Genomic DNA, 16,628 nt, shown 5'->3' with positions numbered 1-16,628 from the left:
ACTCGCCGACCGCATCGCCGTGCTCCACAACGGCACCCTCGCCGCCGAAGGCACCGCCGACGAACTCAAGCGGATCGTCCCCGGCGGACACGTCCGGCTCCGCTTCACCGACCCCGCCACCTACCGGAACGCCGCCACAGCCCTGCGCGAGGTCACTCGGGACGACGAGTCCCTCGCTCTGCAGATCCCCAGCGACGGCAGCCAGCGCGAACTGCGCTCGATCCTCGACTGGCTGGACTCGGCCGGCATCGAGGCGGACGAACTGACCATGCACACCCCCGACCTCGACGACGTGTTCTTCGCCCTGACCACCGACCGGCCCAACCAGCCGAACCAGCCCAAGGAGGCTGCCCGATGAGCGCCCTGTCCCTCGCCCTGCGCGACTCCTCCACCATGCTGCGCCGCAACCTCCTGCACGTGCGCCGCTACCCGTCCCTCACCCTCAACCTGCTGCTCAGCCCGATCGTGCTGTTGCTGCTCTTCGTCTACATCTTCGGCGACACCATGAGCGCCGGTATCGAGGGCGGCGGAGGGGGCCGGTCCGAGTACCTCGCATATCTCTTCCCGGGGATCCTGATGCTGACCATCGGCGGCACGACGATCGGCAGCGCGGTGTCCGTCTCCATGGACATGAACGAAGGGATCATCGCCCGCTTCCGCACGATGGCGATCCACCGTGGCTCGGTACTCGTCGGGCACGTCGTCGGCAGCGTGATCCAGTGCGCGATGAGCGTGGCCCTCGTCGGCGCCGTCGCCGTCGCCATCGGATTCCGCTCCACCGACGCCACCGCGCTGGAGTGGATCCTGGCCTTCGCGCTGGTGGTCCTGATGTCCCTGGCGCTCACCTGGATCGCCGTCGGAATGGGCCTGTCAAGTCCGAACGCCGAGGCGGCCAGCAACAACGCCATGCCGCTGATGATCCTGCCGCTGCTGTCCAGCGCCTTCGTGCCGGTCGACGCGATGCCGGGATGGTTCCAGCCGATCGCCGAGTACCAGCCCTTCACCCCGGCCATCGAGACCCTGCGCGGTCTGCTGCTCGGGACCGGGATCGGCCACAACGGATGGCTCGCGGTGGTCTGGTGTGTGGGGCTGGCCGCGCTCGGCCACCTCTGGTCCAAGTCGCTCTTCGACCGCGACCCGAAGTAGCCACGGCCGGCCCCACTGCCAAGACGGGGCCGGCTCAGCGGTTGCGCGTGAAGACCTTGTTCTCCGTGGAGCCGCCGTCGCACAGCTTCTTCTCGTCGGCCGTCATCTTGCGGGACTTGACCACGACCGCGCTGTGCTTGCCGTCCGTGCCGTTCGGGGCCGGGCCGGTGACCGTGTCGGGCACGAACCAGTAGTAGTGGCCCCACTTGGGGTCGTCGTAGTGGGTCTGCCACGTGCCGGATATCTGCCGCATCACCTGGGCGCGGGAGATCCAGCCCACTTCTCCCGGCTTCACGGACACGGTGAAGGAACTCGTCTCCGTGTGCGAGCTCTGCCAGGTGTAGTTGTACGTCGCGGTCACACTGGCGGTGATGATGCCCTCGATGCCACCGCCCACGGTGACAGAGCCGCCCACCGAATGGGAGGAGCCCACGGTGTCGGCCCAGGACATCGACTGGGAGGCGGCCGAATCGGTGCAGTTGAAGAGCAGTTCGGATACCTGACGGGGCTCACCGAGATAGGCCTTGCCGAGCTCCGGGGAATTGAAACTGCACTTGCCTTCACCGGAAGCGCAGTCGGCCATGATCTGCTCCGCGGTGGGCTGTTCCTCGGCCGCGGCCGGCACGGCCGTCGCGATCACCCCGAGTGCGGTCGCCGTCAACGCGAGCGTGCGGCTGCCGTACCGCAGGGCGTGGTTCATCGTCATCGTTGGTGCCTCTCACCATTGCGTGGGGGGAAAGTGACCACAATGACCCTTGTTCCGGCAGGGGTTGCGGTCACCGCGTGATGCCCATGAGGCTCACGTAATCGGCAGCCCAACTACACCAAGAAATCGTAAAGTTGTAATTGATTCCGAAACTGATGAAGGGCCAACTTCGTGCATCACAGATTGTTTTGGGAACAGCCCCCAGGTCAGCAACACAAAGCCGCCGTCACCACGATCCGATCGTGGTGACGGCGGCGTGCGGAAGGCCGGTCAGGTGAGCGGTTCGAGCGTGAGGTAGGCCTGGCGCGGGTTGCCGTCGTGCACGAGTGATTCGTGGTGGCCGACGTCGTCGAAGGCGAAGGCGTACGCCTTCCCGTCCGCCATCTGGGCGTGGATCGTGCGGGCGTAGTGGTTGGTGACGTTGTCCTTGTAGAAGTCGGTCGCACCGGCGTCGGGCTGGTTGGGGTTGACCAGCAGTGTGGATCGGTTGAAGCCGGCGCACAGGGTGCGCGAGATCGGGCCGCGCACCTGGTCGTTGGGGGCGTCCAGCCTCCGGTGGCAGCCGAAGACGGAGGAGGCGTCCGGCTTCTGGAAGCTGGTGACGACCGTCCCGGCACTATTGGTGAAGTTCATGACGCCGCCGGAGACCCGGCCGAAGTACTTGGTGCCGGGCTGGTCGGCGAACGGGGTGACCGTCAGGGTCGAGCCGGCGTACTTCTGCCAGACGCGGTTGATGTAGTCGTCCATGACGGTGGCCGGCAGGGCGCCGGTCTCCAGGCCGTACAGCGGTGACAGGGCACGCAGTACGGTGCCGTCGGGGCGGGTCTGGATCAGGTTCGCCCAGCCTCCCGGCTGCCCTCGGAGGGCGTTGAAGAAGCCGTTGTATCCGCCGGGCTTGAGCCGGCCGGTTGACGCGGTGCTGCCGTCGGCCCGCTGCACTCCCACCGCGTAGGGAGCGGAGAACATGTCGACCTGTGTGCTGTTGATCCACAGGCCCGCGTCGTTGAGTGTGTACTCCGACCAGTTGAACAGGATGTTCCGGTTGGGGTCGGTCGGGTTCTGCACGGCGGGCTGGACCAGGCCGCCGGTGGTGAGCTTGAAGACCAGCTTCTGGCCGTAGGAGAAGTACACGCGGCCGGAGAACTTCGGCATGCGGATCGTGGCCGACTGCCCTGCCGCCGGGCCCGTGATCGAGGCGTCGGGAGCGGGAGTCGGCGGGTTGCCGCCCGCCGGCCAGGGATGGAACGCGCCGCCTGCGTCGGCCCAGCCCTGCCGTCCGGTCGAGAGTTCCGTGCCGAGGTTGTAGATGTACAACTGCTCGCCGCGGGCCGAATTGTTGGTGATCTTCAGAGGGATCGTCGCCGGCACGGCGGCATGGGCCGGCGCACCCGTTCCGGTCGCCAGCAGTGAGCCGGCAAGGGCCATGGCGAGGGACAGCCCCGCGGCCGTGGCCCGGCGCCTGAGAGTTCGCAACACGCTCTGCCTCCGTTCGTTCGACAGTCGGCCGATAGCTGAGAGCGCTCTCAGAGTTGCGCTTTGGTCCGTACCTGTCAACAGATCGGAAGCGATCGGTCAGCTCGGGCGCCCGTCGCGCAGGGATCCGCGCAGGCAGGAGAGGACCACCACGAAGGGCCAGACCGACTGAAGGGTCGTCACGGCGCGCTCGGCCATGCCGGCCACGCCATGAAGGTGCAACTCGACCAGGAACCAGGCCGCTCCGACCGCCATGACCGCCGTGGCCCCCAGGGACGGGAACGGACGCAGGGCCCAGGGCACGGCGGTTCCGGCCCTGGCCGCCAGGACGGGCCATGCCGCGAGGACGGCGAACCCCACGGCGACCACGGAACCATGGCTCAGTGAGCCACCGCCGCTCGGTGCCGGGAACACGGCCACGGCCAGTGCCGATACGCCTCCGGCCGCCAGGGCCATCCGCCCCGCCGCCGCGGCCGGGCGCAGGCCCCAGGCGGTCAGCAGGTGACAGAACCCCAATGCGATGAACGCCGCAGTCATCACCCAGGACCCTCTGTTCCCAGGGGCCGCCAGGACGCTGATCGTCTGGGCGGCGGGGTTATAGGAGTGTCCCTGGAGCGATGCCGCCACCAGCCAGCCCATGATCAGGAAGACCGGCGCACACCCGGATGACACCAGCGCCCATGGAGGAACAGATCGCATCAGAACACCGTAAACCGGTGTGTCCGCCTCTCACGGTTCCTTCGAACCGCCCGCCCCGCGTGGCGGAGCAGCACGGCCCGATCCGGCCGCGTGGCGTAGCCGCACGGCCCGATCCGCTCGCTGAGCGCACGATGGAACCGTGCGACCGCGCGTCGAAAGGTGATCAGGCATGGAGCTCGCCCTCGTGGTGCTGATCATCATCGTGGGTCTGACGTTCGACTTCACCAACGGCTTCCACGACGCCGCGAACGCGATCGCCACCTCGATCTCCACCAGGGCGCTGACACCGCGGGTCGCACTGGCCATGGCAGCGGTGATGAATTTCTTCGGCGCTTTCCTGGGGACCGGGGTCGCGCAGACCGTCGGCAGCGGCATCATCGGGGCGCCCGAGGGGACCTCGGGGCTGCTGCTCGTCCTGTGCGCGCTCCTCGGCGCCATCGGGTGGAACGTCTTCACCTGGTGGCGAGGGCTGCCCACCTCGTCCTCGCACGCCCTGATCGGCGGGCTGGTCGGTGCCGCGCTCGCCGCGTCCGCCACGGTGCACTGGTCGGGCATCCTGGACAAGGTCATCCTGCCGATGCTGCTGTCCCCGCTGGTCGGCGTGGTCCTCGGGTACCTGTTGCACACGGGCATCCTGTGGGCGTTCCGCCGTTCGACACCCCGGCGCGTCACGCGGCGGTTCCGTTTGGCGCAAACCGTCTCCGCCGCCGCCATGGGACTGGGTCACGGGTTGCAGGACGCACAGAAGACCATGGGGGTCATCGTGCTGGCGCTGGTCACGGCCGGCTGGCAGGACGGCTTCTCCGTGCCGGTGTGGGTGATCGCCGCCGTGGCGCTCGCCATGGCCGCCGGCACGTACACCGGCGGGCGTCGCATCATCACCACCCTGGGGCGGCGCATCGTGCACCTCGACCCGCCGCGCGGGTTCGCCGCCGAGACGGCTGCCGCGACCGTCCTCTACACGACCGCGTTCCTGGTGAAGGCGCCGATCTCCACCACACAGACGATCACCGCGGCCATTCTGGGTGCCGGTGCCACCAGGCGCTTCTCCGACGTACGCTGGCAAGTGGCTCGTTCGATCGGTACCGCCTGGATCCTCACGTTCCCCGGCGCGGGAATCCCGGCGGCGGCGCTGTATCTCCTGCTGCACGCCGTCACCGGTCTGTGATCACAGCCGGAGGCCGTCCATGACCGCTCTTCCCGGCCGCAGGGCGTCCGTCGAGTCCCCGGCCGGAGTCCCGGACAGCCTTCCGGTACCCGGACGTTTCGCCCACCTGCACCCGGACGACGGCGCCTGTCTGATGGAGGCCGCCGCCCTGCTGTCCTCCGGCCGCTTCACCGACAGCCCGGCCGGGACGCACCCGGCGCTCGCGGCCCTGGCCCGGGTGGTCAACGACAGCGTGGGGGACGACGCCCGGCGCGCCCTGTGGCCGCTGACCGCCGACCTCGCCGACGCCCGCCCCGCCGGCCGCGACTACGCGCCGCGGCTCGTCGGCGCGGTCGTGGATGCGGCACGCCTGGTGCGTCCCGCGTCCCGGCGACTGGCGCGGCACGGCCGTGCGTGCCGCGCGAGGGCGGCGAGACTCGCCGCCGCGCCCCCGGATGGTCCGGTGTCCCGGATCGGCGATCTGCTGTGGTGGCGCGGGCCGGGGCGCCGTCACCTCGAGCAGGCGCTCGGCGTGCTGTGCGCCGCCCCGGACGCCGATAAGCGGCTGCCGGGGCTGTTGCGGAAGGCCGTGGCCGAGGCGCGGGAGGGCACCGGCGGCGGGGCTCCGAGCAGGGAGTTTCGCTGCAACCGTTGAGCGGACGGGGTCGTCCTACAGGGCACCATGATCCCTGCAAGCATCACCGGCCCCCTGGCCGCACCGGTCCGCCAGCTGCTCACGTTCGCCTGGACACAGACGCGGGCCTGCGCATTCGCCATCGCCCTGCTGTCCGGCGTGGCCGTGTCCACACTGCTGCCCGAACTGCCCGTGGCGCGCTACGACCTGCTGGTCGTCTACGGGGTGCTGCTCACGCTGGTGTTCTGGGCTCGCGGCTGGGAGAACGGGCGGGACGTCGCCGTCATCGCGGTCTGCCATGTCATCGGACTGGCCTTCGAGCTGGTGAAGGTGTCGCTCGGTTCCTGGAGCTACCCGGAGCCGGCCGTGCTGAAGTTCGCCGGCGTCCCGTTGTACGGCGGGTTCCTGTACGCGGCCGTGGGCAGCTACATCTGCCGGGCTTGGCACCTGTTCGACCTGGGCATCGTGCGCTATCGGCCGCGCGCGACGGCCCTGGTCGCCGCCGCCATATACGTCAACTTCTTCAGCCACCACTGGCTGCCCGACGCCCGCTGGGTGCTGGCCGGGCTGCTCGGGGCCGTCACGCTGGGGACGTCGGTGCGGTACACGGTGCGCGGGGTGCGCCGGAGGATGCCGCTGGCGCTGTCGTTCGTGCTGATCGGGTTCTTCCTGTGGGTGGCGGAGAACCTGGCGACCCTGGTCGGCGCCTGGCGCTACCCGTATCAGCAGCACGGCTGGGAGCCGGTGGGGGTGGAGAAGTTCGGGGCCTGGGCGTTGCTGATCAGCGTGACGTTCGTGCTGGCGGCGGTGGGGCGGCGTACGGATTCCGCGGAGGTGCGGGAGGGCCTCCAGAGCCCCCGAGGATTCTGAAGTCGTCGCGGAGGCGTTCGCCTGAGTATCATCCTATGGACGTAAATCGGGTGATTTGACCTGCCGGGTCGTCACCCGCCGTGGCCATCCTCGCCGGAGTGATCCATGTCCCGCACCGGCACGACGGACGACGGCGACGAGCTGCTGACCAGGCTCGGGGCCCTGACGGCTCAGGCGCGTGCGCAGGCCGAGATGCAGCGGTCCCGGGTCGAACTGGCGATCGCGCTGCAGCGCGGCATGCTCCCGCGGGACCTGCCCCTCGCCCGTCGGCTGCACTTGGCCGTGCGGTACACGCCCGCCTGCCACGGTCTCAACGTGGGCGGCGACTGGTACGACGCCTTCACGCTGGGCGACGGCCGGATCGGCCTGTCCATCGGCGACGTGCAGGGCCACAACATCGAGGCCGCCGCGTTCATGGGACAGGTGCGCGCCGGGATGCGGGCGCTGGCCTCGGTCACCAGCGAGCCGGGCGAGGTGCTGGCCCGGACCAACGACCTGCTGCTGTCCCTGGGCTCCGACCTGTTCGCCACCTGCACGTTCATGCGGCTCGACCCGTGTGCCGGCGTTCTGGAGAGCGCTCGGGCCGGGCATCTGCCCTGCGTCCGGGCCACGGCCGACGGGAAGTCCGCTCTCACCGAGGACGAGGGCGGGCCGCCCCTCGGCGTACAGGCGGGGACGCCGTACCCGGTCACCCGCTACGAACTCACCACGGGCAGCATGTTCGTGCTGCTCACGGACGGTGTCGTGGAGGGCCCGTCGATGCGCCTGGAGGAAGGCCTCGACCAGGTGACGCGGCTCGCGGGCATCGCGGCGGTGGCGGGCATGGACGTCGACGCGCTCGCGGCCGCCGTGATCAAGGGGGCCGAGCGCGTGGGGCACGACGACGACGCGGCCGTCCTGGTGGTCGGCCTCGACGGGCCGGACGCTCAGCCATAGGGCCGCACGACGCCCGTTCCCGTCTCGCCGACGCGGCGGCGCCGGTGTCTCATGGCTGCTGTGGTGGGTAGCCAGGATCTGCGTACGCCGGCCGTCGTCGCTCTGCAGACGCTGGCCGTCGCCGCCTGCTACTACGGGTCGGCGCAGCTGGGGCTGCTGCGGGAACTGGTCGTCGAGGGCGCGGTCGTCACCCCCATCTGGCCCCCCACCGGCGTCTCCGTCGCCTGCCTGCTGCTCTTCGGGCTGCGCTGCTGGCCCGGGATCGCCCTGGGCGCCTTCCTCGTCATCCTGTCCCTCACCACCCTGACGCCCTCGGCGCTCGCCGTCCTGGCGGGCAACACGGCCGCGCCGGTCGTCGGGTACCTGCTGCTGCGCCGCGCCGGTTTCCGGACCGACCTCGCGCGCCTGCGGGACGGTCTCGCCCTGGTGTTCCTGGGCGCGTTCACCGCCATGCTGATCAGCTCGACCACCGGCGCCGGCATCCTGATCGCCACGGACAGGATCGAATGGCCCGGCTTCTGGGCGGTGTGGCTCGCCTGGTGGGTCGGTGACGCGATGGGCGTGCTCATCGTCACGCCGGTGCTGCTCCTGCTGTCCCGCGTACGCCTGCCGCTGCCCATGTCGCGCTGGAAGGAGGCCGCGGGGCTCGCGGTCATCGCCTGCTGTCTGGTGCCGCTGGCCGCGCACAGCTCGGTCAGTCTGCTGTTCCTCGTCTACCCCCTGCTGATCTGGGCGGCACTGCGGTTCCAGCTGGCCGGCAGTCTGACGTGCGCCCTGTTCGCCTCGGTCATGACCACGGTGGCGGCGACCGACCGGGTCGGGCCGTTCGAACGGCTCAGCCGCATCGAGGTGATGATGAAGCTGCAGGCCTTCAACGGGGCGATGGCGCTCACCGCCCTGATCCTGTCCGCCGTGATCACCGAGCAGATCTACACGCGACGTTCCGTGGAGCGTGCCTGCCAGGAACTGGTCGAGGTCCTGGAGCACCTCACGGCGGGCGAGGCGGACGGCCGGGCACCCGTGGAGGACGGCGGACTCGGGCGACGGCGGGAGGAGTGACGGCCGACCCCGGTTACCGGGACGTAGGGTGGGCGTCATGACCCAGGTGGAGGTGCTGCAGCTGCTGGTGTCGCCCGCGCACCGGCTGGCCGGACGGCCGTCCGAAGGCCCCTCCCCCGGCCCGTCCGACGAGCGGGTCACCCGGGTGGAGGTGCGGCGCGGGCTGGGACTGGTCGGCGACCGCTACTTCGCCCGGCCGGCCCACCGGAACGCGGCGGTGACCATCATGGCCTCGGAGAGCCTCCCGGCCGACGCCGACCTGCGGCACACCCGCCGGAACATCCTGCTGCGCGGGGTCGACATCGATTCCTGTGTCGGGGCGACGATCTCACTCGACTGCGGCGCCGGGCCGGTGGAGTTCGCCGTGAGGCGCCCGGCCCGGCCCTGCGCCTGGATGGACGTGACCATCGGCCCGGGTGCCCAGCGGGCCCTGCGCGGCCGGGGCGGTGTGCGGTGCACGCCGCTGAGCGACGGGGTGCTCGCGCTCGGCCCGGCCACGTTCAGGGTCGTGGCCGGGCCCGACGCCGGGTCGTGAGGCGCCCCGGGGCGGTCAGCCGCCCGACGGTGGCGTGCGGATGGCAGCGATGTCGAGCTGCAGCCGCACCTTCTCGCTCACCATCGCACCGCCCTCGGCGAGCCTGCTGTTGTACGTCAGGCCCCAGTCCGAGCGGTTGATGGTGGTGGTGCCGTCGAAGCCGACCCGGTCATAGCCGAAGGGGTCGGTGACATTTCCGATGTACGTCATGTCGAGTACCACGGGGCGGGAGACCCCTTTGATGGTCAGCTCGCCCGACATGCTGAACAGGTCGGCGCCCGTCTGCTGCACCGCCGTGCTGGTGAAACGCATACGCGGATAGGTGGCGGCGTCAAGGAAGTCACGACCGACCAAGTGCGCGTCGCGTTGTTCCACTCCGGTGTCGACGCTGGCGGTGAACAGGGTGATGTCGGCCCGTGACCGTGCGGGGTCGTGCGCGTCGAAGTAGAGCCGGCTTTCGTACTCCAGGAAACAACCGCGCACGGTGGTCACCATGGCGTGCCGGACGGAGAAGCCGATCCTGCTGTGCGCGGGGTCGACGACCCATTCACCGGACAGATCGGCCAGGTTGGGGTCCGACAGCACGGCGGTGGAGGACGCCGGTGCGCCGGTGGGGCGCTGTGGGGGGAGCGGTGCCTGCCGGCGGGACGGCACTACGCGGTTGAACAGGTTCATGATTCATCTAGGTACTTGAGTTTGGTTATGGCCGCAAGTCCCCTCCCGATTTGCGGCTGTTGAGAACGAGCTCGTGACCCCTTATGCCGCCGCTTTGCACAAAATCCACACATGGCTGTCGCGGCGCATCACCGAAACGACCATCCGGAACTCCCGGGATTTTCATTTCGGGCATTTCGGGGAATCGGTCTTACGTCACCTCTATCGCGAGGTCGTTGTCGACGGTGTAGTACGGGCGGAAAGCGGATCCGTCCGCCTCGATCGCCGGGTAGACGTGCACGTGCTTGCGGTCCGCCACGTCGTCGAGCAGCCGGGCGACCCTGATCGGCGGTGCGTCGGCGGCGGGCCGGACGAAGACGTCCCAGATCCCGCCCCCTCCCCCGCCGTCCACCGTCAGATCCCCGGGGCCGGCCGTGAAGGAGAAGCTCCTTGCGTCGTCGTCGGCCCGGGGGCGGAGGGTTCGCACGGTGTCGGTGCCTCGCAGGCGCAGCCGCACGGTGGCGTCCTCGCGGAGCTCGGCTCCGTGCAGGCGGGCCGTGACCGTCAGGGCCCGGTCCCCGACGCCGATGGCGCGGGCCTCGGCGTGGGCGGTGCGCAGCCATGCCCGCAGGGCGAGGAAACCGTCCTTGGTGACGTACGGGACCCTGGCCGTGACCGGCGAGGGGCGGTCGCGCAGGTGGCCGTCGACGAGGGCGCGCAGGTCCCGCAGGCCGGGGCGCAGCCGCCGGCGTTCGGCTCCGGGTTCCGGCAGCAGGTACACGTCCCAGCGGCCCTCGTCGAGGACCGGATGCGGTTCCAGGACGGCCTGCCGGTGGCCGTCGAACCGGTCGGGGTCGGGCTCCAGGTCGAGGACGTGCAGGGCCGTCTCAGGGCGGCCCTTCTTGGGGCGCAGGCGCAGGAGCAGCTGGGGCCGGGGGGTGGTGGTCGGCGGAAGGCGGAAGGTGATCCGGCCGTCCGTGCCGATCCCGCAGTGGGCGCGCGGGTGGGTGTCGCGGGTGTCGTTGCGCGGGCTCGTCGCCGCGCCTTCCGGTGTTCCGGCCGGGCCCTGCGGCGTTCCGGCCGCCGTGCGCTCGTGCGTGCTGGTCATCTCGTTCTCCGGCGTGCTCATCGGCGTCCCTTCCGTATCGATCGCAGTACGCCGGAGGCGGCGGCGTGGGCGGCGTCGCGGGCGGCGTGGCCCCGGCCGGCCAGGGCGTTCCGGGTGCCGTGGCCCTGCGGGGTGGCGCCCGGGCCGGTGTCCCTGGCCGCGGCGGCCGTCTCCAGCAGACGTTCGGCCTGGGCGACCACGGGGCCGGGGGCGAAGCGGCGCGCGTTGTCCAGGGCGGCACGGCTCATGCGGCGGCGGCGCTCGTCGTCGCCGACGAGGTCCAGCAGGGCGGCGGCGAGCGCGTCACGGTCCCCGACCGGTACGAGCCGGCCGTCGGTCCCGTCCTGGATGATCTCGCCGGGGCCGTAGGGGCAGTCGGTGCTGACGACGGGGAGTCCGCAGCGCATGGCCTCGACGATGGTCATGCCGAACGGTTCGAAGTTGGACGCGGCAGCACCGATCGAGCCCTTGGCCCATTCGGCCTCCATGGGGGTGGCGGCCCCCATCAGGAACACGTTGTTCCACAGCCCGAGCCGCTCGATGAGCTCCCGCAGCCTGGGCTGCTCCTCGCCCTTGCCGTAGATGCGCAGCTGCCAGTCCGGGTGCGCGGCGGCAACCGGGGCGAACGCCTCGATGAGGAGGTCGTAGCGCTTGACCGGAACCAGGCGGCCGGCGGCGATCACCACCTTGGCGGTGCTGTCGGCGGGCGGCAGGGCGGGGTCGGGAACGCTGTTGGGGAGTGCCTCCACATGGACGCCGGGCAGCCACATCTTGCGCCGGTAGGCGGCGGCGTCCGCCTCCGTCACGGTGGTGATCACGTCGAGGCGGCGGTAGGCGCGGCGCAGGGCCGTGCGCAGCCGCGGCGAGTGGTTGTCGAGTGTGAGGTGCTCCTGGCCGACGCGCAGCACGTGCTGCGGGGCCTGGCGGGCGATGTGCACGTTGAGGCCCGGGCGGGTGCCGATGACGACGTCGGCGTCGAGCGCCGCGAGGCACTCCCCGATGCGCTGGTCGGTCAGCTCGCTGTACTGGTGGTGGCGGTACTCGGCGGGCGGGAACACCTTCGCCGGTCTCTGGTGCAGCGGATGATCCGCCTCTTTGCGCAGATCCACCAGGGCCCGCAGCCGCACCCGCGGATCGAGCACGAGGTTGGGGTGCTCGCGGTGCCGTAAGGCGGAGACGACCTCCACGTCGTGCCGCTCGGCCAGGGCTCCGGCCAGGTTGAACGTGGTGGTGATCGTGCCTCCGATTCCGTAGGCGTTGTGAATCAGGAAAGAGATCTTCATGGTGGCCTAGACCGTGTCAACGCCCCGTTCGTTGTTCGCCGTTACCACTCTGTGGCCGGGCCCGGCGGGAGGACCGGTTTCGCCGATTCCGGAATGATCTCGGACATAAGTGGTCTGGGCCATATCGGTTTGCCCCCGATGTGTGGATAGCTGGATGTGTTTGCCCGCAGCAGCGTCGCGTCACGGGTGCACCCTCGTATCGATCTTCAGGAGACCCATGCGCCCCCGTACAGCCTCCGTCCCGCGCATCACCTCCCTCCCGCCCCTCGCCCTGGCCGGCGGCGCGCTGGCCGTGGGGGTGGGCGGTCTGTATCTCGCCGGGCTGGTCCTCACGGGCGGCCACATCGGCTCCGGTACGACCGTGCGCGGGGTGGAGATCGGGGGGCTGAGCCGCGCGGAGGCGGTGCGGAAGCTGGAACGGGAGCTCGGGGCGGCCGGCGCCCGGGAACTGCCCGTGAAGATCGGTGACCGCGCGGGCAGCGTCGATCCGCAGCGTGCGGGCCTCTCCTACGACGTCCAGGAGACCGTCGACCGGGCGGCGCGCACCGGCGCCGATCCGCTCAGCGTGTTCGGCGGGCTCTTCCGCTCGGGCGGCGACATCGAACCCGTCGTCGACCTCGACGAGGGCAAGGCCCGGGCAGCCCTGGGGGAGCTGGCGAAAGGGCTCGACCAGAAGGTCCGGGACGGCGCCGTCACCTTCGACGACGGGCATGTGACGACCGTCGCACCGCGGACCGGGTACGCGCTGGACGTGAACGCCGCGGTCGCACCCCTGCGCGACTCCTTCCTCGGCGGCCACGCCGGCACGGCCACTCCCCTGCCCACCCGCGAGACCCGGCCGAAGGTCACCGCCGACGAGGTACGGCAGGCGGTGCGCGGCTTCGCGGAGCCGGCCATGTCGGGCCCCGTCACGCTCACCGCCGCGGGCAAGCGGTTCACGGTCGGCCAGGAGGCACTGGGCGAGCATCTGACCATGCGGCCGGACGGCAGCGGCGCGCTGAGACCGGAGCTCGACGCGGAGGGCCTGCGCACCGAAGCCGCCGTGGCCGGCCCGCTGGACGACATCACCACGACCGCCGAGAACGCGAAGCTGCGGCCGGAAGGCGACAAGGCCGTGGTGGCCGAGGACGCCACGGTGGGCCGGTCGGTCAGTGACAAGGCGCTCGGCAAGGCCGTGCTGCCGCTGCTCACCAAGTCCGGCGCCGACCGCAGCGGCGAGGTGGACGTACGCGTGACCCAGCCGGAGGTGACCCGCGAGAACGCCGCGGAGCTGGGGCTGACGGAGAAGATGTCCTCCTTCACCGTCAACTTCGAACCGGCCGAGTACCGCACGAAGAACATCGGCCGGGCCGTGGAACTCATCAACGGCTCCGTCGTCGATCCGGGCGAGACCTGGAGCTTCAACCGGACCGTCGGCGAGCGCACCGAGGCCAACGGCTTCATGGACGGCATCATCATCCTCGACGACAAGTTCACGAAGGCGTCCGGCGGCGGGGTCTCGTCCGTGGCGACGACCCTGTACAACGCCCTGTTCTTCGCCGGGCTCAAGCCCGTGGAACACGGAGCGCACTCGTTCTACATCGAGCGCTACCCGGAGGGCCGCGAGGCGACGGTCGCCTGGGGCAGCCTGGACCTGCGGTTCACCAACGACTCCGGCAAGGCCGTCTACATCCAGGCCGAGTCCACGGACACCTCCGTCACCGTCTCCTTCCTCGGCACCCGCACGTACGACGAGATCAAGTCGGTCACGGGTCCGCGCGAGAACGTGACGAAGCCGGAGAAGAAGGTGAGCGACGACAAGGAGTGCGTGCCGCAGACGCCGCTCGAAGGGTTCGACGTCACCGTGGAGCGGGTGTTCTACGACGACGGCCGGGAAGTGAAGCGGGAGCCGTACCGCACGCACTACACGCCGCGTGACGAGATCGTCTGCGAGTGATCCACTCCTCGTTCGCATTCCCCGGCAACTCTCCCTTGAGACCGGAGCGTTGACCCCGCCCCGGAGCGCCAGCACAATGAGCGGCCACTGACTGAGAGCGCTCTCAAAGGAGATCCATGACTGGCAGACCAGGCCCGGCCCTCAGCCGGCGTTCGCTCATCGGTGCCGGACTCGGCATCAGTGCCGCGGGACTCACCGCCGCAGGCACGGGCCAGGCCCACGCGGCCGGCCCCGCCGGTGCGCGTCCCTCATCGGGCCCGGCCCGGGGGCACGCCTTCCTCGCCGCCGCCATGGACGCCTACCCCGACCACGGCCGCATCCGCCTGACACAGAGCTACACCGACCAGGCCGGCCTGTTCAGCACCGCGTTCACCTACGACAACGCCCTCGCGATCCTCGCCCACCTCGCCGCCCGGACCCCGGCCGGCCTGACCAGGGCCAAGGCCCTGGGTGACGCCCTGCTCTACGCCCAGGAGCACGACCCCGCCCACGACGACGGCAGGCTCCGCCAGGCCTACAACACCGGGCCATACACCTTCTACGACGGCTCGCTCCAGCCCGACGGCTTCGTACGGGCGGACGGCACGGCCAACGTCGGGACACAGTTCGGCTTCACCGGCACCGCCGTGGGCGACATGGCCTGGGCGGGCATCGCGCTCAGCGCCCTCGCCCGCCGCACCGGAGCGCGCCGCTTCCTGACCGGGGCTGTCCGGATCGGCGAGTGGATCGAGCGCACCGGCCGGACCGACGAGCCCCTCGGCGGCTACAAGTTCGGGGTCGACGGGGCGAACCAGAAGCTGCCGTTCACCTCGACCGAGCACAACACCGATCTGGTCTGCCTCTTCGGGCGGCTCGCCCTGCTCACCGGCGACCGGGTGTGGCGGGAGCGGCGAGCCCGGGCCGAGGCGTTCGTGAAGCGGATGTGGGAGCCGTCGGGGGGCTTCTTCTACACCGGCACGAACGACGGCGTGACGGTCAACAAGTCCCCGATTCCCGAGGACACGCAGACCTGGACGCACCTCGCGCTGGACTCACGCCGCCACTCCCGCTCCCTGGGCTGGGCGGCGGCGGAGCTGGCCGTCCTGGATCACTCGGGGCGCGCCAACAGCACGGTGCCCGCGGGGCAGTCGTACGAGGGCGTCACGTTCAGCTCGGCGAGCCTGCTCGCGAACGAGGACGCGCCGATCGCCGACGGCCAGCCCAAGCCCGACCGCAACGGCGTGTGGTTCGAGGGGACGGCGCATCTCGCGCTCGCCCTGCGCGACCGCGGGGCCCGCGGTGACGAGGCACGCGCACGGCGGTTGCTCGCCTCGATCGAACAGGCCCAGGACCTGCTGGGCGGCGCTCAGACCGTCGGAGGCAGGCAACTGCCCGAGCGCGCTGGGGTGGTGTCCGCGACCAGCCCGCTCGACACGGGGTTCGGCTTCGGCTACTACCCGTACCGGCACACCGGGGCGACCGCCTGGTACCTGATGGCCGCGGCCCGCTTCAATCCGCTCCGGGTGTGACGGGGTGGCCCGGTCCGCCACCGCGTGCGGCGGACCGGGCGGCGTCTCAGGCGAGGCGGTTCACGGCCTGGGTCGTCAGTTCGTAGCGCGCGCCGACGATCGCCAGCTTGCCGGTGGCGATCCTGGCGGCGAGTTCGGGTTCCGCGGCCAGCCGGGAGCGTACGAGCCGGACGTGGGCGCTCACGGTCGCGTCGATCCTGGCGTCCGCTCCCTGGCCGTGGTCTATGGCCGGGCGTATCTGGTCGACCAGGTACTGCATGTGGGCCGGCAGGTGCTCCCCCGACTGCTCCGCCGCCACGGCGGCACGCACGGCGCCGCACGACTGGTGCCCGAGGACGACGACCAGCGGTATGCCGAGTTCCAGGACGCCGTAGGCGACGCTGCCGAGCACGGCCTCGTCCAGCACCTCACCCGCGGTGCGCACGGTCATCAGGTCCCCCAGCCCCTGGTCGAAGACCAGCTCCGGGGGTACGCGCGAGTCGATGCAGCCGAGCACGACCGCGAAGGGGTGCTGGGAGGTGGCCAGCGTCCGCCGGACGGCAGGGTTCTCGTGCGGGTGGCGTTCCCGGTAGGTGCGCCAGCGGCGGTTGCCCGCGGCCAGCTCCCTCAGGGCCTCGTCCGGGGTGCCGGGTCGCGGTTCTACGGTGCCGGGGGCGGCGGTGGCCGCGCCGGTGGCTCCGAGGCCCGCGCCGAGGGCCGCGGCCCCGGTCAGCGCGGTGCGCAGCAGGGTGCGGCGGGCGGTGCCGCCGGGGGTCGGCCGTGCACCGGCGAAGGGGTGCGGTTCGGGGCCGGTGCCTCTGTGGGAGGTGGCATGTGAGTTCACGACCAGAACGTATGCCCGAACGCGCGGCCGGCCGGGATCCTTGCCGTTTCATGGTGAGAGTTGGGTAAGTGATGTTCTTACCTTGAACGGTCTTTGACGGTCCCTCAGGCA

16 protein-coding genes and 1 pseudogene are annotated in these 16,628 nt (G+C 70.8%); 10 read left to right on the top strand and 7 right to left on the bottom strand.

Going from position 1 to position 16,628, the window contains the following annotated elements; translation table 11 throughout:
• Window positions 1-358, top strand: a pseudogene (locus IE153_RS31940) (ABC transporter); the annotation flags it as partial.
• Window positions 355-1,146, top strand: coding sequence for an ABC transporter permease (locus IE153_RS31935; protein WP_189593220.1), 792 nt, complete (start codon window positions 355-357; stop codon window positions 1,144-1,146). The pseudogene IE153_RS31940 and the gene IE153_RS31935, both read left to right, overlap by 4 nt.
• 34 nt (window positions 1,147-1,180) lie before the next feature.
• On the opposite strand, the gene IE153_RS31930 is transcribed toward IE153_RS31935, so the two are convergent.
• From IE153_RS31930 to IE153_RS31920, 3 genes are all read right to left on the bottom strand, one after another.
• On the bottom strand, window positions 1,181-1,852 hold the full coding sequence (locus IE153_RS31930) for a hypothetical protein (protein ID WP_189593219.1): 672 nt from the start codon (window positions 1,850-1,852) through the stop codon (window positions 1,181-1,183).
• 270 nt (window positions 1,853-2,122) lie between these two features.
• A complete protein-coding gene (locus IE153_RS31925; RefSeq protein ID WP_189593218.1) occupies window positions 2,123-3,328 on the bottom strand; it encodes a glycoside hydrolase family 64 protein in 1,206 nt (401 codons plus the stop codon).
• 96 nt (window positions 3,329-3,424) lie between these two features.
• A complete protein-coding gene (locus IE153_RS31920) occupies window positions 3,425-4,024 on the bottom strand; it encodes a DUF998 domain-containing protein (RefSeq protein WP_189593217.1) in 600 nt (199 codons plus the stop codon).
• Window positions 4,025-4,193: 169 nt separating this feature from the next.
• Here IE153_RS31920 and IE153_RS31915 point away from each other — a divergent pair, with 169 nt between their 5' ends.
• The 6 genes from IE153_RS31915 to IE153_RS31890 all read left to right on the top strand — a co-directional run bounded on the left by IE153_RS31915 (window position 4,194) and on the right by IE153_RS31890 (window position 9,205).
• Window positions 4,194-5,192: an inorganic phosphate transporter gene (locus IE153_RS31915; protein ID WP_189593216.1), complete on the top strand. Its 999-nt coding sequence runs from the start codon at window positions 4,194-4,196 to the stop codon at window positions 5,190-5,192.
• A gap of 19 nt (window positions 5,193-5,211) precedes the next feature.
• Entirely contained in the window at window positions 5,212-5,826 is a 615-nt protein-coding gene (locus IE153_RS31910) for a hypothetical protein (protein ID WP_189593215.1), read from the top strand.
• A gap of 27 nt (window positions 5,827-5,853) precedes the next feature.
• Window positions 5,854-6,675 carry a DUF817 domain-containing protein gene (locus IE153_RS31905; RefSeq protein ID WP_189593214.1) on the top strand — a complete coding sequence of 274 codons (822 nt, stop codon included), beginning with the start codon at window positions 5,854-5,856 and terminating at the stop codon, window positions 6,673-6,675.
• A 105-nt stretch (window positions 6,676-6,780) separates the two neighbouring features.
• A complete protein-coding gene (locus IE153_RS31900; RefSeq protein ID WP_189593213.1) occupies window positions 6,781-7,611 on the top strand; it encodes a PP2C family protein-serine/threonine phosphatase in 831 nt (276 codons plus the stop codon).
• A gap of 60 nt (window positions 7,612-7,671) precedes the next feature.
• On the top strand, window positions 7,672-8,670 hold the full coding sequence (locus IE153_RS31895) for an MASE1 domain-containing protein (protein ID WP_438817956.1): 999 nt from the start codon (window positions 7,672-7,674) through the stop codon (window positions 8,668-8,670).
• Between the two features lie 37 nt (window positions 8,671-8,707).
• Window positions 8,708-9,205: a molybdenum cofactor biosysynthesis protein gene (locus tag IE153_RS31890; protein ID WP_189593211.1), complete on the top strand. Its 498-nt coding sequence runs from the start codon at window positions 8,708-8,710 to the stop codon at window positions 9,203-9,205.
• 15 nt (window positions 9,206-9,220) lie between these two features.
• On the opposite strand, the gene IE153_RS31885 is transcribed toward IE153_RS31890, so the two are convergent.
• From IE153_RS31885 to IE153_RS31875, 3 genes are all read right to left on the bottom strand, one after another.
• Window positions 9,221-9,880, bottom strand: coding sequence for a YceI family protein (locus IE153_RS31885; RefSeq protein ID WP_189593210.1), 660 nt, complete (start codon window positions 9,878-9,880; stop codon window positions 9,221-9,223).
• 190 nt (window positions 9,881-10,070) lie between these two features.
• Window positions 10,071-10,988, bottom strand: coding sequence for a transferase (locus IE153_RS31880; protein ID WP_229829268.1), 918 nt, complete (start codon window positions 10,986-10,988; stop codon window positions 10,071-10,073).
• Window positions 10,985-12,250 carry a glycosyltransferase family 4 protein gene (locus IE153_RS31875; RefSeq protein ID WP_189593209.1) on the bottom strand — a complete coding sequence of 422 codons (1,266 nt, stop codon included), beginning with the start codon at window positions 12,248-12,250 and terminating at the stop codon, window positions 10,985-10,987. The genes IE153_RS31880 and IE153_RS31875 overlap by 4 nt, the downstream gene beginning before the upstream one ends.
• Before the next feature lie 217 nt (window positions 12,251-12,467).
• Between IE153_RS31875 and IE153_RS31870 the strand changes: the two genes are divergently transcribed.
• On the top strand, window positions 12,468-14,186 hold the full coding sequence (locus IE153_RS31870) for a VanW family protein (protein WP_189593208.1): 1,719 nt from the start codon (window positions 12,468-12,470) through the stop codon (window positions 14,184-14,186).
• Between the two features lie 116 nt (window positions 14,187-14,302).
• The gene (locus IE153_RS31865) at window positions 14,303-15,694 is read left to right on the top strand and encodes a Tat pathway signal sequence domain protein (RefSeq protein WP_189593207.1); all 1,392 of its coding nucleotides are present in this window, start codon (window positions 14,303-14,305) and stop codon (window positions 15,692-15,694) included.
• A 46-nt stretch (window positions 15,695-15,740) separates the two neighbouring features.
• Here IE153_RS31865 and IE153_RS31860 read toward each other — a convergent pair whose 3' ends face one another.
• Window positions 15,741-16,517: a carbonic anhydrase gene (locus IE153_RS31860; RefSeq protein WP_189593206.1), complete on the bottom strand. Its 777-nt coding sequence runs from the start codon at window positions 16,515-16,517 to the stop codon at window positions 15,741-15,743.
• Window positions 16,518-16,628 lie beyond the last annotated feature (111 nt).

It is taken from the genome of Streptomyces massasporeus, assembly GCF_014648995.1.
Taxonomy (GTDB): Bacteria; Actinomycetota; Actinomycetes; order Streptomycetales; family Streptomycetaceae; genus Streptomyces; species Streptomyces massasporeus.
Note: the sequence above shows the minus strand (reverse complement) of the source record. Positions and strands in the feature narration are given on the sequence as shown.